This is a genomic window from Subtercola boreus (genome assembly GCF_006716115.1).
Taxonomy (GTDB): Bacteria; Actinomycetota; Actinomycetes; order Actinomycetales; family Microbacteriaceae; genus Subtercola; species Subtercola boreus.
Map to the genome: position 1 here is coordinate 849,732 of NZ_VFOO01000001.1, position 14,473 is coordinate 864,204.

Here is a 14,473-nt window from a genome sequence, read left to right on the forward strand (position 1 = left end):
TTGCTGAGGACTCTCTCGCGCTACGGTGGACACAGCCTCTTCTACGCCGCGTAGAAACAGTCTGGTGAGGCCGACGGAAGAGAAGTCGACATGCGCTACGGACGCAGACAGGCGCTCGTCCTCGGAGCGGGCATCCTCCTCGCCGCGGGCGCGCTGAGTGTGGTCGGCTCGGCTGCACAGCCGGGCGCTGGCGCGCGCGCCGTGGATGATTCGACCCCCGCGTCTCTGGCCTCGACCTCCACGGCCGCCGTCACGGCCGCCGTCTCAACCGGTGCCGCCTCAACAGCCGCCGCCTCCGATCCCGCCGACTGCGCCATCGTGCCGCCCTACGACGGGCCCGACGCGGCCACACGGACCTCTGGCCCGCTGATCCCGGAATGCCAGGTGCTCGGCGACGCGCCGGCTGCCGAGACCACCGCACCGTCGCGAGCCCGGCTGATGACGCTCGGTGAGGCCGACGAACTCCTCAGCACGGGCGTGATCGGCATCGTGCCCAGCTCCACGCCCGTCTGGGTGCTCACCGTCCACGCGCCGATGGCGACCTTCGGCTCTCCACTGACTGCCCCGGTCACCTTCCCGGTCTACAGCTACGTCTTCAACGCCCACACCGGCTGGACCTACACGTTCGGCATCGGCTCGAACGCCCTCGGTTAGCACCCGCGACCGCCGCTCTCAGCATCCCTGCTGTTCGGTGTCGACAGGCCACCGGATGTCGAGCACATCGCCGGGCTGCACGTTCAGCGGATCCGAGCAGGGAAAGTTCACCCGCACGACGTCCGCGACCTGCAGGTTGAATCGGGAAGCGATCGCAAGCACCTGGTCTTCCTTCACGACGGTGTACCGGTACTCGTAGTCGTTGAGCTTCTGCACCTTCCCCACCGCGTAGGACTGCGGGCCCGTGTCCTCGACCTCCGGTGTGCTCGGGGTGTTCCCGCCGTCTGTCTGGCCTCCCATCGCGTTGGGCGGGGTCGGAGGCGGCGGCGGAGGAGGGGGTTCCGGGGCGAGGGTCGCCGTCGGTCTCGGGGTCGGCGTGGGCGTGGGAGTCGGAGTCGGAGTCACCGTGACGGTGATGGTCTGCGTCGGAGCCGGACTCAACTTCATCTCTGTCGTGCATCCCGACAGCATCACCGCGACGGCGACGGCCGGAACGACGAGACGCCAAGGGGATCGGAGCACCCCTCCATACTCTCCCGGTCGCAGGTGTCACGCAGTCCTCATTTGCAAGGACAACAGCAGAAACGCTGCAGCGCGAGGGTCGCGACCCGGAAACAGCGGAAGCCCAGAACCCGCGCGATGCGCGTCGTTCCGGGCTTCCAGCAGTGGTGGCCCCAGGCAGATTCGAACTGCCGCCCCTGCCTCCGGAGGGCAGTGCTCTATCCCCTGAGCTATGGGGCCAGGAGTGCGGAGAACAGACTATCACCGGCCGGAGGGCGCTCGTGCAGGGCACCCTTCCGAACATGGCAGGATCGACGGTATGAAGCGAACGGTCAGCGCCCACATCGTCTGCGATCTCGACGCCCCCGCGAACCTCGTGTTCTCGATTGCCACGGCAGCGAACGTGAAGCTGGGATCGGAGACGGTCGAGTATGTCTGGAACGGGCATCCGATCACCCCCGTCGACATCCTCGACGTGCACGGAACCCGGTTGCACGAGTTCGACGCCGAGGCCGGTCGGTTGACGCTCAACTACTGGGCCGTGGTCGAGGGCAGTTCGGCCCAGGCGCCGGTGACGAAGAACGACCTGATCACCTACCTCCGGCCGAGCCGGTACTGCGAGTCCGACACGCTGCTGCCGACGGCGCGAAGCGAGTTCGCAGGGCTCCAGGGGCGGATGCTGCTCGACAGTGTGAGCTCGTGGGTGGGGGAGAAGCTCAGCTACGTTCCGGGTTCGAGCCTCCCGACCGACGGCGCGATTCAGACCCTGCTCAGCCGGCGTGGCGTCTGCCGCGACTACGCGCACCTCGTGATCACGCTGCTGCGCGGCCTCGACATCCCCGCCCGGCTGGTGTCGGTGTACGCGCCGGGGCTCAGCCCGATGGACTTCCATGCCGTGGCCGAGGCGTTCGTCGACGGCGAGTGGTTCATCGTCGACGCGACGGCTCTGGCCCCGCGGCAGAGCCTGGTGCGCATCGCGACGGGCCGGGATGCCGCCGACACGGCCTTCCTCACCAACCACGGCGGCTGGCTGAGGCTGAACGAGCTCGAAGTGACGGCGACGGCGGATGCCCTGCCCACCGATGACACCCGGGAGCTCGTGCAGCTGCACTAGCAGAGCCGCGATCCGGGTGTATGCACACCCGGATAGACTTGGTGCCCGTGACTCCCGAAGACCTCTCCAGCGTTCTGTTCGACATCGTGACCGCCCGGCTCGCCGAGCGCGGCTCCGACGTGACGATCACGATGGGCGACGTTCTGCTGGAGCGCCCGCGCAACCGCGACCACGGCGACTGGACGTCGAACATCGCCATGAAGCTCGCCAAGCGCGTCGGCAGCAACCCCCGCGCCTTCGCCGAGGAACTCCGCCCTGCAATCGAGAGCATCGAAGGCATCAGAGCGGTGGATGTCGCGGGGCCGGGCTTCATCAACATCACGTTCGACACCGCCGCGGCCGGTGAGGTGGTGCGCAGCATCCTGAACCAGGGTGACGCCTACGGTCACACGAAGGTGCTCGAGGGGCTGAGAGTCAACATGGAGTTCGTCTCGGCGAACCCGACCGGGCCGCTGCACCTCGGCCACACGCGCTGGGCGGCGCTCGGCGACGCGATCGCACGGGTGCTCACCGCCTCAGGCGCGAAGGTCACGACCGAGTACTACATCAACGATGCCGGCAACCAGATGGACAACTTCGGTGCCTCGATCCTCGCGGCCGCCAAGGGCGAGCCGACACCGGAGAACGGCTACCCGGGGGCGTACATCCAGTCGCTCGCGGCGCACGTGCTCGAGAAGGCCCCCGACCTGCTGTCCCTGCCGCACGATGATGCGGTCGCCGTCGCCCGCGACCTCGGCTACCTGCAGCAGCTCGAGGAGATCAAGACGTCGCTCGAGAACTTCAATGTGCACTTCGACGTCTACTTCTCCGAGCGCAGCCTGCACGCGCCTGATCCCCAGACCGGCAGGAGCCTGATCGACGACGCTGCCGTGCGCCTGGCCGAGCAGGGCCACGTCTACGAGAAGGACGACGCCGTCTGGGTGCGCACGACCGACTTCGGCGACGACAAAGACCGCGTGCTCACCCGCGGCAACGGCATCACGACCTACTTCGCGGCCGACGCGGCTTACTACCTCAACAAGAAGGATCGCGGTTTCACCGAGAAGATCTACCTTCTGGGCGCCGACCACCACGGCTACGTGGGGCGCCTGAAGGCGCTCGCGGCTGCCGCGGGAGACGACCCCGACGTCAACATCACGGTGCTGATCGGCCAGCTCGTGAACCTGAACGGCGCGAAACTGTCGAAGCGCGCGGGCAACATCGTCGAGCTCGACGACCTGCTCAACTGGGTGGGTGCGGATGCCCTGCGGTACTCGCTCGCCCGGTATCCGGCCGACTCACCGCTCTCCCTCGACGGTGAGAAGCTCCGTGAGCGCACGAACGACAACCCGGTGTTTTACGTGCAGTACGCGCACTCGCGCACCCGCTCGGTGGCGAAGAACGCGGAAGCGGCGGGTGTCGACCGCAGCGCGTTCGAACCGGGCCTGCTCACCCACGAGACCGAGACCGAGCTGCTCGGGTCGTTGCAGGAGCTGCCGCGCATCGTCGCGCAGTCGGCCGAACTCCGTGAGCCGCACCGTGTCGCCCGGTACCTCGAAGAGGTCGCGGGCCACTATCACCGCTGGTACGCGAGCTGTCGCGTGCTGCCGCTCGGCGACGAGCCGGTCACCGACCTGCACCGCACCCGGCTGTGGCTGAACGACGCCACCGGCCAGGTGATCCGCAACGGGCTCGCCCTGCTCGGCGTCTCGGCGCCCGACCGGATGTAGCGGCCCGCCGTGAGCGAGACACCCGTGAGTGGACCTTCTGTGAGTGGCTCGTCTGCGAGCGGGGCGCCTGCCGGAACGTCCCGGGCGCGCCCGTCCCTGGGGCGTCGTACGAAGGTCATCATCGGTGTCGCGGCAGCTGTCGTGCTGCTGGTGATCGCCGTGGTGGTGGCGGATGTCGCGCTGCGGTCGTACGCCGAGGGAAAGGTGCGGGACACCATCCTGCAGAACCTGCCCGGAGACGTCACGGGCGATGTCTCGGTCACGATCGGCGGCACATCCTTCCTGCAGCAGTACCTCGCGGGACGTTTCGACGACGTCACCCTGTCCTCGACGAACCTGTCGGTGGGCGGAGTGCCGGTGGCTGCGGCAACGGTCGAGGCGCACGGCGTGCCGACGGACCAGACCAAGCCGGTCTCCCGGGCATCCGCCAGCCTGACGCTGTCGCAGGATGCCGTGAACTCGTTCCTCACGGTGCCCGGGTCGGACCAGATCGTGCTGGGTGACGGCACGGTCGGCTACGCGGGTTCGTTCGAGGTGCTCGGACTGACCTTCGGCTACGACGCGACGGCGACGGCCGCTCCGAGCGGGCCGGATGTTCTGCTCACCCCGACCGGGGCGACCCTGTCTGCGGGGTCGGCGTCCATCGATGTCGGGGGTGCCCTCAAGTCGATCGTCTCGAAGCCCGTGCCGATCTGTGTGGCGAAGTACCTTCCCGAGCGGGTGCAGCTCACGTCGATCACCCCGGCGTCCGGCGCGGTGACGGTGACCGCCGAGGCAACCGGCCTGCTGCTCTCGGCCGACGCCCTGAGGACCACCGGCGCCTGCGCCTAGCTTGTGGGCGGGGCGGGGCGGGGCGAGCCGGGGCGGGCCGGGCCCGCGGGTCAGCCGGCCTTGGGGGCGTCGTCGATCTTGGTGTCGATGTGGAAGTCGGTGCCGTGCACGTCGCTGATGGTGGTCTGCGAGTCATAGATGGCGGAGGGGTCGTCTTCGGCGCTGAAATCGCAGTGCACGACCTTGCCCTCGACGACGTCGATGGGATCGTCGCCGCAGTCGACGATCGGGCGGGGCACCTTCAACTGCTCGACGACGGCGTCGCCCACCTGTTTCGCGAAGTCGTCGGCGCTGATCGTGGGCGTGGAGTTCACCGCGAAGGAACACCCGGTGAGCGTCGCGGGGACGACGAACGCCCCGATGACCAGGCCGAGCAGGAGGCGGGGGGCAGAGCGGGGTGCAGGACGTGATGCAGGGCGGGATGTTCGCAGGATCGACATATCCTCAGTATAGAGGAATGCTCGGTTCGAGGGAAGTGTCGCCCGAAGCCTGGGAGCCGACGTCGTCCCGCCGCGTCCGATAGAATTTCGGCTGACCCTCCGCCTGTCCCGAGCATCCAGCGACGACGTGCGCTGCCCGAATCGCTGAAAGTGCCCCGATGACTGCCAACCCGCTCGCGCCGTCGTGGCTGACGCAGCCGGAAGACGCCAACGATCTCCCCGCCTCGGTCTGGCCCGTGAACGCCGGCCGCGCCGAGGGTGGCGAACTGGTCCTGGGTGGAGTGCCGGCATCCACTCTCGTCGCTCGGTTCGGCACTCCTCTCTACGTGGTCGACGAGGCCGACGCCCGTGCCCGTGCCCGCGGCTTCCGGGAGGCGTTCGAACGCGAGTGCGCCCGGATCGGCACCGGCGTGACCGTCTACTACGCCGCCAAGGCGTTCCTCACGGCGACGGTGGCCGAATGGATGACCGGCGAGGGCCTGAGCGTCGATGTCTGCAGTGCGGGGGAGTTCGCCGTCGCGCGGGCCGCGGGTGTGCCCGCCGTCCGGATGGGCTTCCACGGCAACAACAAGTCCGTCGCCGAGATCGACACCGCTGTCGAGGCGGGCATCGGGGCGATCGTCGTCGATTCACCGATCGAGGTGGAGCGGATCGCCGCGGCCGCCCTCGGCCACGGCCGCGTGCAGGCGGTGCGGCTCCGCGTGAACAGTGGGGTGCACGCGCACACCCACGACTTTCTCGCCACCGCCCACGAAGACCAGAAGTTCGGCATCAGCCTGGCCGAGGCCCCGGGCGTGGTGGCGAGCATCCGGAGCCACCCGAGCCTGAAGTTCCTCGGGTTGCACTGCCACATCGGCTCGCAGATCTTCGGTGCCGATGGCTTCGAGCAGTCGGCAGCCCGGCTGCTGGCGCTCCACGCGGAGCTGCTCGCGGGGGGCGAGATCCCCGAACTGAACCTCGGCGGAGGCTTCGGCATCGCCTACACGAGCGCCGACGACCCCACGCCGGTCGACGTGCTCGCGCGGCAGATCGCCGACATCGTCGGAGCGGAGTGCCTCGGGCTCGGCATCGCGGTGCCGCATCTCGCCTTCGAGCCCGGCCGGGTCATCATCGGCCCGTCGACCGTGACGCTCTACACCGTCGGCACGGTCAAGCCGGTGACGGTGAGCGTGAACGCGGGGGAGCCCGCGACGCCGACGCACACGGACATGCCGACCCACACAGACATGCCGACCCACACCGACACCACGGGCATCCACACCCCCACGGCCGTCCGCACCTACGTCAGCGTCGACGGAGGCATGAGCGACAACGCCCGGCCCGCCCTCTACGGCGCCGACTACACCGTGCGCCTCGCGAACCGCGTCTCGAACGACGACCCGGCCCTCGTGCGCATCGCGGGCAAGCACTGCGAGAGCGGTGACATCGTGGTGTACGCCGACTATCTCCCGGGTGACGTGCGGCCCGGCGACACTCTCGCCGTCGCGGCGACTGGGGCATACTGCTGGTCGCTGTCGAGCAACTACAACTACTTGGGTCGTCCAGCCGTCGTCGCGGTGGAAGGCGGGATGTCGCGGCTCATCATGCGCGGAGAGACGATCGACGATCTGCTCGCCCGCGACCCGGCCATCGGAGCAGCAACCCGCAAGGCCACAACGGCAGAGGCCTCGCCAGCACCGGAACCGACAGCAGCAGAGGGCCCGACAGCCCAGGACCAGACATCACAGAGAGTCTCATGATCGAATACCGCAACCTCAAGATCGCCCTCCTCGGGGCGGGCAGCGTCGGCTCCCGGGTCGCCCAGCTGCTGCTCGAGCACGGCGACGAGCTCGCCTCGCGGGTCGGCGCGGGCCTTGAGCTGGTCGGCATCGCGGTGCGGGATGTGGATGCCGAGCGGGACGTCAGCCTGCCGAAGGAGCTGTTCACCACCGACGCCGAGTCGCTCATCCTCTCCGCCGACATCGTGATCGAGCTGATGGGCGGCATCGAGCCGGCGCGCAGCTACATCCTCGAGGCGCTGAACTCGGGTGCCGACGTCGTGACGGGCAACAAGGCCCTGCTCGCATTGCACGGCACCGAACTCTTCGAGGCGGCCGAGCAGGTCGGCGCACAGCTCTACTACGAGGCGGCCGCCGGGGGAGCGATCCCGATCATCCGCCCGCTCCGCGACAGCCTGGCCGGTGACCGGGTCAAGCGCATCCTCGGCATCGTGAACGGTACGACGAACTTCATTCTCGACCGGATGGATGTCGACGGCGACACCCTCGAACGGGCCCTCGCCACCGCGACCGCCCTGGGCTACGCCGAAGCCGACCCCACTGCGGACATCGAGGGCTTCGACGCGGCGCAGAAGGCGGCCATCCTCGCCCGCCTCGCCTTCCATTCCGCCGTGCCGGTCGAGGCCGTGCACCGCGAGGGCATCACCTCGGTGACCGCCGCCCAGGTCGAGCGCGCGCGCCGGGCCGGCTACGTCGTCAAGCTGCTCGCGATCTGCGAACGGGTGGTGGATCCGGTCACCGGCGAGGAGGGCATCTCGGCCCGGGTGCACCCGGCACTGGTCTCGAGGCTCCACCCGCTCGCGGCGGTGCACGGTGCCAAGAACGCCGTCTTCGTCGAGGCTGAGGCGGCCGGGGACCTGATGTTCTACGGTGCGGGGGCGGGTGGGCTCGAGACGGCATCCGCGGTTCTCGGCGACCTCGTGTCGGCAGCCCGGCGGCATGTCGCGGGCGGGCCGGGTGTGGGCGAGTCGTTCACCGCCTACCTGCCGGTCGTCGACATCGGCAAGGTGCAGACGCGATACCAGATCACCCTCGAGGTCATCGACCAGGCCGGTGTGCTCGCCACCATCGCCGGCATCTTCAGCGACCACGACGTCTCGGTCGAGACGCTCGAACAGTCGGCCGCACCGGTGCTTCCCGCGGCTGGCCCCGTCGCCTCGCCGACCAGCGATCCCCAGACCGCTACCCTAGTCATTGTCACGCACAGGGCGAGCGAGGAGGCCCTCGCGGCCACCGCCGCCTCCCTCGGCGGCAACACCGCCGTCGCGAGCGTCACGTCCGTCATGAGAGTTGAAGGAGCCTAGTGTCCCCGAACAGTCCCCGCATCCCGTCCCGGCAGTGGAGAGGCGTGCTGCACGAGTACGCCGACCGGCTGAACATCACCGAGGCGACGCCGATCATCACGCTCGGTGAGGGTGGCACTCCGCTCATCCCCGCTCCCGCGCTGTCTGCTCGCACGGGAGCCAAGGTCTGGGTCAAGTTCGAGGGCATGAACCCGACCGGTTCCTTCAAAGACCGAGGCATGACGATGGCGATCTCGAAGGCCGTCGAGCACGGCGCGAAGGCCGTCATCTGCGCGTCGACCGGCAACACCTCCGCTTCGGCGGCCGCATACGCGACGCACGCCGGCATCAAGGCGGCCGTGCTCGTCCCCGAGGGCAAGATCGCGATGGGCAAGCTCAGCCAGGCGATCGCGCACGACGCCGAGCTCCTGCAGGTGCAGGGCAACTTCGACGACTGCCTCGACATCGCCCGCGAGCTCGCCGCGAACTACCCGGTGCACCTCGTCAACTCGGTGAACCCCGATCGCATCGAGGGCCAGAAGACGGCCGCGTTCGAGGTCGTCGAGGTGCTGCAGGATGCGCCCGACATCCACATCGTGCCGGTCGGCAATGCGGGTAACTACACGGCCTACTTCCGCGGCTACAGCGAAGAGCTCGAGCGTGGTGCCACGACGAAGCTGCCGCGTATGTTCGGGTTCCAGGCCGCCGGCAGTGCGCCGATCGTGGTCGGCCACGTCGTGAAGAACCCCGAGACCATTGCCAGCGCCATCCGCATCGGCAACCCCGCCTCGTGGGCGTTCGCCATCGAGGCGCGGGAGAAGAGCGACGGCTACTTCGGAGCGATCAGCGACAAGCTGATCCTCGAAGCGCACCGCATCCTGTCGGCCGAGGTCGGCATCTTCGTCGAGCCTGCGTCGGCGATCAGCGTGGCCGGTCTCCTCGAGCGTGCCGACGCCGGGGCGATCCCGGCCGGTGCGACCGTTGTGCTCACCGTCACGGGCCACGGGCTCAAAGACCCCCAGTGGGCGCTCCGCACGGCCGACGGCAGCGACATCACGCCGACCGTCGTGCCGGTCGACGTTCCCGAGATCGCGGGAGTCCTCGGTCTCAGCAAGGCGACCGCATGAGCGAGCCGGGCGTGGTGCAGCCCGCGGGCAGCACCTCCGGTACGATCCCGACCGGCACCAGCGTGTCGGTGCGGGTCCCGGCGACCTCGGCGAACCTCGGCCCGGGCTTCGACACCCTCGGACTCTCCCTCTCGCTCTACGACGAGCTCACGGTCACCGTGCGAGACGAGCCCGGTGCGACGGTGGATGTCCGGGGTGTCGGTGCCGGCGAGGTACCGACCGACGCGTCCAACCTGGTGGTGCGCTCGATCGCGCACACCTTCGCCGCCTACGGCCAGCCCCTGCCGGGCCTCGACCTCATCGCGCGGAACTCCATCCCCCACGGGCGGGGGCTCGGATCATCCGGTGCCGCCATCGTGAGCGGCATCATGGCCGCGAAGGGGTTGCTCGCCGGCATCGTCGAGATCGACGCGCTCGGCCTCCTCGCCCGCGCGACCGAGCTGGAAGGGCATCCCGACAACGTCGCGCCCGCCCTGTTCGGCGGCCTGACCATCGCCTGGGTCACGCCGGAGGGCCCCCAGTTCAAGAAGCTGATCGTGCACCGCGGTGTGTCGCCCCTCGTGCTCGTGCCGCAGGCGACGATGTCGACCGCGCTCGCGCGGAGCCTCCAGCCGGCGACCGTGCCGCACGAAGACGCGATCTTCAACGTGTCGCGTTCGACGCTGCTGATCGCAGCCCTGATCCAGAGCCCCGAACTGCTGTTCGCAGCGACCGAGGACAAACTGCACCAGAGCTACCGTGCCGCCGCCATGCCCGAGACGGACCGGCTCATCCGGCTGCTCCGCGCCGAAGGGTTCCCGGCCGTCGTGTCGGGTGCCGGGCCCAGCATCCTCGTGCTCTGCAGCGACCCGGGCCAGCGCCTCGCGGCGGTCGACCTGGTGGCGAAAGCATCGACGACACCCTGGGATTCCCGGGTACTGGCCGTGGACTTCAAAGGTGCTACAGTGATAGCGCACCCGGTCGAAGCCGACTAGTTCTTCTTGCTCCGAGCCCCGGTCGCATCCTCCCCATTACCGCTGGCATTTGTAGAGCCGTCCGTTTTCACGGCATCCAAATGCTTTCAGCTCTTCTGCCACCGTTCTGAGTGGGCAGAGGAAGGAAATCACCTCAGTGACTGACACCAACCTCCAGGTTCCCAGCGTGGAAATCCCCGCAGACCTGGCCACCCTCCGCGTCGCAGACCTCCAGGCCCTCGCGGCCGGCCTCGGCATCCCCGGCGCATCGAAGCTCCGGAAGGGCGACCTCGTGGCCGCCATCGGTGCCGCCCAGGCCGGTGCTGCCCAGTCGGGTGCTGCCGAGTCCGGTGCCGCCGAGTCGGCCCCGAGCTTCGCCGACCAGATCGCCCCCGCTGCAGGCAACGCGGGCACCGGAGCCTCTGCTCCGGATGCGCACGTCACCGCGGCACCGGCCGTCTCCGAAGCGGCGCCCGCCGCCGAGGCTGCGCCGGTCGCTGAAACTCCGGTCGCTGACGGCCCGCAGACCAGCCCCCGCCGCCGTGCGTCGCGCCGCGTCACCTCGGCCGACCCGACCTCGGCTCCCGCCGAGCCGGTGGCCGCCGCTGCTGCGCCCCAGACCGCTGCCGCACCCCAGACCACATCAGGCCAGAACGCATCGGGCCAGGCCGCATCGGGTCGCCGCCCGGCGGTCGAGCACGTCAACGCCGGCGCCGAGGAGCACGCGCCCCTCGTTCCGCAGTCCGGAGCAGAAGACGCCACCGCAGACGACGCCAGCGCAGCGCAGGCTTCGGAGCCCCGCCGGGGCCGTGGCAGCCGCCGCAGTTCCAGCAGCCGCGCCGGTTCCGGAGGCGAGACCGTCGCTGCCGGGGCATCCGACCCCAGCACCGACACGAGCAGCACCGGCCCGAGCAGTACCGACTCGACCGGCACCGACACACGTGGTACCGACACGAGCGGCACCGCTGCCGATGTCCCCGCGACATCCACCGCCTTCGACCCCTCCTCGGTCATCGACTCGGCGATCGACAACTTCGTCGCCGAGAACGCGGCCCAGGGTGGCGGAGAGTCCTCCCGCTCCGAGCGCCAGGTTCGCACCCCGCGTCTGACCCGCGCCCAGCGTGCAGCCCAGGCCGCCCGCGACGCCGCGAACGGTGACGCTCCGGCGATCGACCGTTCACGCACCGACTCGATCCTGCCGAACCTGCCGATCGTGGGTGGCTCCGACGAGGACGACCGCGACTCCGACGAGGGCGACCGCGACCAGGGCGACCGCGACGGTGACCGCTCGCAGAACGAGCCCCGCCAGGGCCGTGGCCGCAACCGCCGCGACCGCAACCAGCAGGGCGGCCAGAACGGCGACGCCGGCAACCAGGGCGACCGTTCGCAGAACAGCCAGAACGCCCAGAGCGGCCAGAACGCCCAGGGCGGCCAGAACGCGCAGAACGGCGACCGCCAGAACGACCGCAGCAGTGCCGACCGCACCAACAGCGACCGCCTCAATAACAACCAGAGGAACGCCAACGGTTCCCAGCGGAGCCCGCGCAACGACCGGAGCGACCGGAACGACCAGGGCCGGAACGACCGCAACGACCAGGACACCTACGACGAGCAGCAGCTCGACGAGCTGAACGGCAACGTCGGCGGCGACCGCCAGAACCCGAACGACCGCAACGACCGGAGCGCGCGCAACCGCTACCGCGACCGCAAGCGTCGCGGCCAGAACGGCAGCGACGACCTCGAGCCCGAGATCAGCGAAGACGACGTGCTCATCCCGGTGGCGGGCATCCTCGACATCCTCGACAACTACGCCTTCGTGCGCACGAGCGGTTACCTGCCGGGCAACAGCGACGTGTACGTCTCGCTCGGCCAGGTCAAGAAGTACAACCTGCGGAAGGGTGACGCGGTCGTCGGTTCGATCCGCCAGCCGCGGGACGGCGACAACAACGGTCGCCAGAAGTACAACGCCATCGTCAAGGTCGAGTCGATCAACGGCCTGCCCGTCGACGAGGCCGCGAACCGCGTCGAGTTCTCGAAGCTCACCCCGCTCTACCCGCAGGAGCGCCTGCGCCTCGAGACCGAGCCCGGCAAGCTGACGCAGCGCATCATCGACCTCGTCGCCCCGATCGGCAAGGGCCAGCGGGGCCTGATCGTCGCCCCTCCGAAGGCCGGCAAGACCATCGTCATGCAGCAGATCGCCAATGCGATCTCGACCAACAACCCCGAGGTCCACCTCATGGTGGTGCTGGTCGACGAGCGTCCCGAAGAGGTCACCGACATGCAGCGCACGGTGAAGGGCGAGGTCATCGCTTCCACCTTCGACCGCCCGGCCGAAGACCACACCACGGTCGCTGAGCTCGCCATCGAGCGGGCCAAGCGCCTCGTGGAGCTCGGCCACGATGTCGTCGTGCTGCTCGACTCGATCACCCGCCTCGGCCGCGCCTACAACCTGGCCACGCCGCCCAGTGGGCGCATCCTCTCCGGCGGAGTGGATGCCGCGGCCCTGTACCCGCCGAAGAAGTTCTTCGGTGCGGCCCGCAACATCGAGAACGGTGGCTCGCTCACCATCATCGCTTCGGCGCTCGTCGAGACCGGCTCGAAGATGGACGAAGTGATCTTCGAGGAGTTCAAGGGCACCGGCAACATGGAGCTCCGCCTGTCGCGCCAGCTGGCCGACAAGCGCATCTTCCCCGCCGTCGACGTGAACGCCTCGGGCACCCGCCGCGAAGAACTGCTGATGGGCGTCGACGAGACGAAGATCACCTGGAAGCTGCGTCGAGCCCTCGCCGGTCTCGACCAGCAGCAGGCGCTCGAGATCGTGCTGGGCCGGCTGAAGGACACGACGTCGAACGTCGAGTTCCTCATGCAGGTGCAGAAGTCGATGCCGCAGACCACTCCGGCCGAGGGTCGCACCGGCAACGGGCACACCAACGGCCACACCAACGGCCACACCACCGGCCACAACGGCTCGCACGGAGAGTAGGCAGTTTTGTTCGAATCGGTAGAGACTCTGCTGATCGAGCACGACGAGCTGCAGGAACAGCTTGCCGATCCGGCGCTCCACTCGGATCCTGCTCGATCCAAGAAGGTCAACCGGCGCTACGCCGAGCTCAGCCGCATCATCGCGGCCTGGCGCGAGTGGCAGCAGTTGACCGATGATGTCGCCGCGGCGACCGAGATGGCTGCCGACGACGAATCTTTCGCCGCCGAGCTCCCCGGAATGACCGAGGAGCTCGAAGGCGCGACCGAGAAGCTCCGTCGTCTGTTGATCCCGCGGGACCCCAACGACGGCCGTGACGTCATCATGGAGATCAAGATGGGGGAGGGCGGCGCCGAGAGCGCGCTGTTCGCCGCCGACCTGCTCCGGATGTACCTGCACTATGCCGAGTCGAAGAAGTGGAAGACCGAGATCATCGAGCAGACCTCGAGCGACCTCGGCGGCATCAAGGATGTGCAGCTCGGTATCAAGGGCAAGTCGACCGACCCCGCTGAGGGCGTCTGGGCGCACCTGAAGTACGAGGGCGGAGTTCACCGCGTGCAGCGTGTCCCGGCCACCGAGTCGCAGGGGCGCATCCACACGTCCGCCGCGGGCGTGCTCGTCTACCCCGAGGTCGACGAGCCCGAAGAGGTCGAGATCAGCCCGAACGACCTCAAGATCGACGTCTACCGTTCGAGTGGCCCCGGTGGCCAGTCCGTCAACACGACCGACTCCGCCGTGCGGATCACGCACCTCCCGACCGGCATCGTCGTGGCGATGCAGAACGAGAAGAGCCAGCTGCAGAACCGTGAGGCCGGCATGCGCGTTCTGCGCGCCCGCGTTCTCGCGAAGCAGCAGGAGGAGATCGACGAGGCGGCGAGTGCTGTGCGCAAGAGCCAGATCCGCACGATGGACCGCTCCGAGCGCATCAGGACCTACAACTTCCCCGAGAACCGCATCGCCGATCACCGCACGGGCTATAAGGCCTACAACCTCGACGCCGTCATGAACGGCGCGCTCGAACCCGTCGTCGAGTCGTGCATCACGGCTGACGAAGAGGCCCGCCTCGCGGAGCTGGGGGCCACGGCCGAGTGATCGGTCGACCC

At 68.9% G+C, this 14,473-nt stretch carries 12 protein-coding genes and 1 tRNA gene; 10 read left to right on the forward strand and 3 right to left on the reverse strand.

The window, feature by feature from the left end; genetic code table 11:
• The first annotated feature begins 90 nt into the window (after positions 1 to 90).
• Entirely contained in the window at positions 91 to 654 is a 564-nt protein-coding gene (locus FB464_RS19700; RefSeq protein WP_170151917.1) for a hypothetical protein, read from the forward strand.
• An 18-nt stretch (positions 655 to 672) separates the two neighbouring features.
• Here the strand turns inward: FB464_RS19700 and FB464_RS03995 are convergent, their stop codons facing one another.
• Both FB464_RS03995 and FB464_RS04000 read right to left on the reverse strand, forming a co-directional pair.
• The gene (locus tag FB464_RS03995; protein ID WP_116414999.1) at positions 673 to 1,176 is read right to left on the reverse strand and encodes a LysM peptidoglycan-binding domain-containing protein; all 504 of its coding nucleotides are present in this window, start codon (positions 1,174 to 1,176) and stop codon (positions 673 to 675) included.
• A 144-nt stretch (positions 1,177 to 1,320) separates the two neighbouring features.
• Positions 1,321 to 1,395: transfer RNA gene (locus tag FB464_RS04000), tRNA-Arg, on the reverse strand.
• 79 nt (positions 1,396 to 1,474) lie between these two features.
• Between FB464_RS04000 and FB464_RS04005 the strand changes: the two genes are divergently transcribed.
• From FB464_RS04005 to FB464_RS04015, 3 genes are read left to right on the forward strand one after another with little or no spacing between them, the layout of a single operon-like run.
• On the forward strand, positions 1,475 to 2,269 hold the full coding sequence (locus FB464_RS04005) for a transglutaminase-like domain-containing protein (RefSeq protein ID WP_116414998.1): 795 nt from the start codon (positions 1,475 to 1,477) through the stop codon (positions 2,267 to 2,269).
• A gap of 47 nt (positions 2,270 to 2,316) precedes the next feature.
• The gene (gene argS / locus FB464_RS04010) at positions 2,317 to 3,978 is read left to right on the forward strand and encodes an arginine--tRNA ligase (protein ID WP_116416606.1); all 1,662 of its coding nucleotides are present in this window, start codon (positions 2,317 to 2,319) and stop codon (positions 3,976 to 3,978) included.
• Between the two features lie 9 nt (positions 3,979 to 3,987).
• The gene (locus FB464_RS04015; protein ID WP_116414997.1) at positions 3,988 to 4,809 is read left to right on the forward strand and encodes an LmeA family phospholipid-binding protein; all 822 of its coding nucleotides are present in this window, start codon (positions 3,988 to 3,990) and stop codon (positions 4,807 to 4,809) included.
• Between the two features lie 50 nt (positions 4,810 to 4,859).
• Here the strand turns inward: FB464_RS04015 and FB464_RS04020 are convergent, their stop codons facing one another.
• Positions 4,860 to 5,249: a hypothetical protein gene (locus FB464_RS04020; RefSeq protein ID WP_116414996.1), complete on the reverse strand. Its 390-nt coding sequence runs from the start codon at positions 5,247 to 5,249 to the stop codon at positions 4,860 to 4,862.
• Positions 5,250 to 5,407: 158 nt separating this feature from the next.
• On the opposite strand from FB464_RS04020, the gene FB464_RS04025 reads away from it, so the two are divergent.
• The 6 genes from FB464_RS04025 (at position 5,408) to prfA (ending at position 14,462) form a co-directional block, all read left to right on the forward strand.
• On the forward strand, positions 5,408 to 6,988 hold the full coding sequence (locus tag FB464_RS04025) for a diaminopimelate decarboxylase family protein (RefSeq protein ID WP_116414995.1): 1,581 nt from the start codon (positions 5,408 to 5,410) through the stop codon (positions 6,986 to 6,988).
• On the forward strand, positions 6,985 to 8,331 hold the full coding sequence (locus FB464_RS04030; protein WP_116414994.1) for a homoserine dehydrogenase: 1,347 nt from the start codon (positions 6,985 to 6,987) through the stop codon (positions 8,329 to 8,331). The genes FB464_RS04025 and FB464_RS04030 overlap by 4 nt, the downstream gene beginning before the upstream one ends.
• Entirely contained in the window at positions 8,331 to 9,437 is a 1,107-nt protein-coding gene (gene thrC / locus FB464_RS04035) for a threonine synthase (protein ID WP_211327372.1), read from the forward strand. The genes FB464_RS04030 and thrC overlap by 1 nt, the downstream gene beginning before the upstream one ends.
• Positions 9,434 to 10,411 (forward strand): homoserine kinase, encoded by a 978-nt coding sequence (gene thrB / locus FB464_RS04040; RefSeq protein WP_116414993.1) that lies wholly within the window; start codon positions 9,434 to 9,436, stop codon positions 10,409 to 10,411. The genes thrC and thrB overlap by 4 nt, the downstream gene beginning before the upstream one ends.
• 166 nt (positions 10,412 to 10,577) lie before the next feature.
• Positions 10,578 to 13,373, forward strand: a complete 2,796-nt coding sequence (gene rho / locus FB464_RS04045) for a transcription termination factor Rho (RefSeq protein WP_425472440.1) — start codon at positions 10,578 to 10,580, stop codon at positions 13,371 to 13,373.
• 6 nt (positions 13,374 to 13,379) lie between these two features.
• Complete coding sequence (gene prfA, locus FB464_RS04050; protein WP_116414992.1) at positions 13,380 to 14,462, forward strand: peptide chain release factor 1; 1,083 nt, start codon at positions 13,380 to 13,382, stop codon at positions 14,460 to 14,462.
• The last annotated feature ends 11 nt before the right edge of the window (positions 14,463 to 14,473 follow it).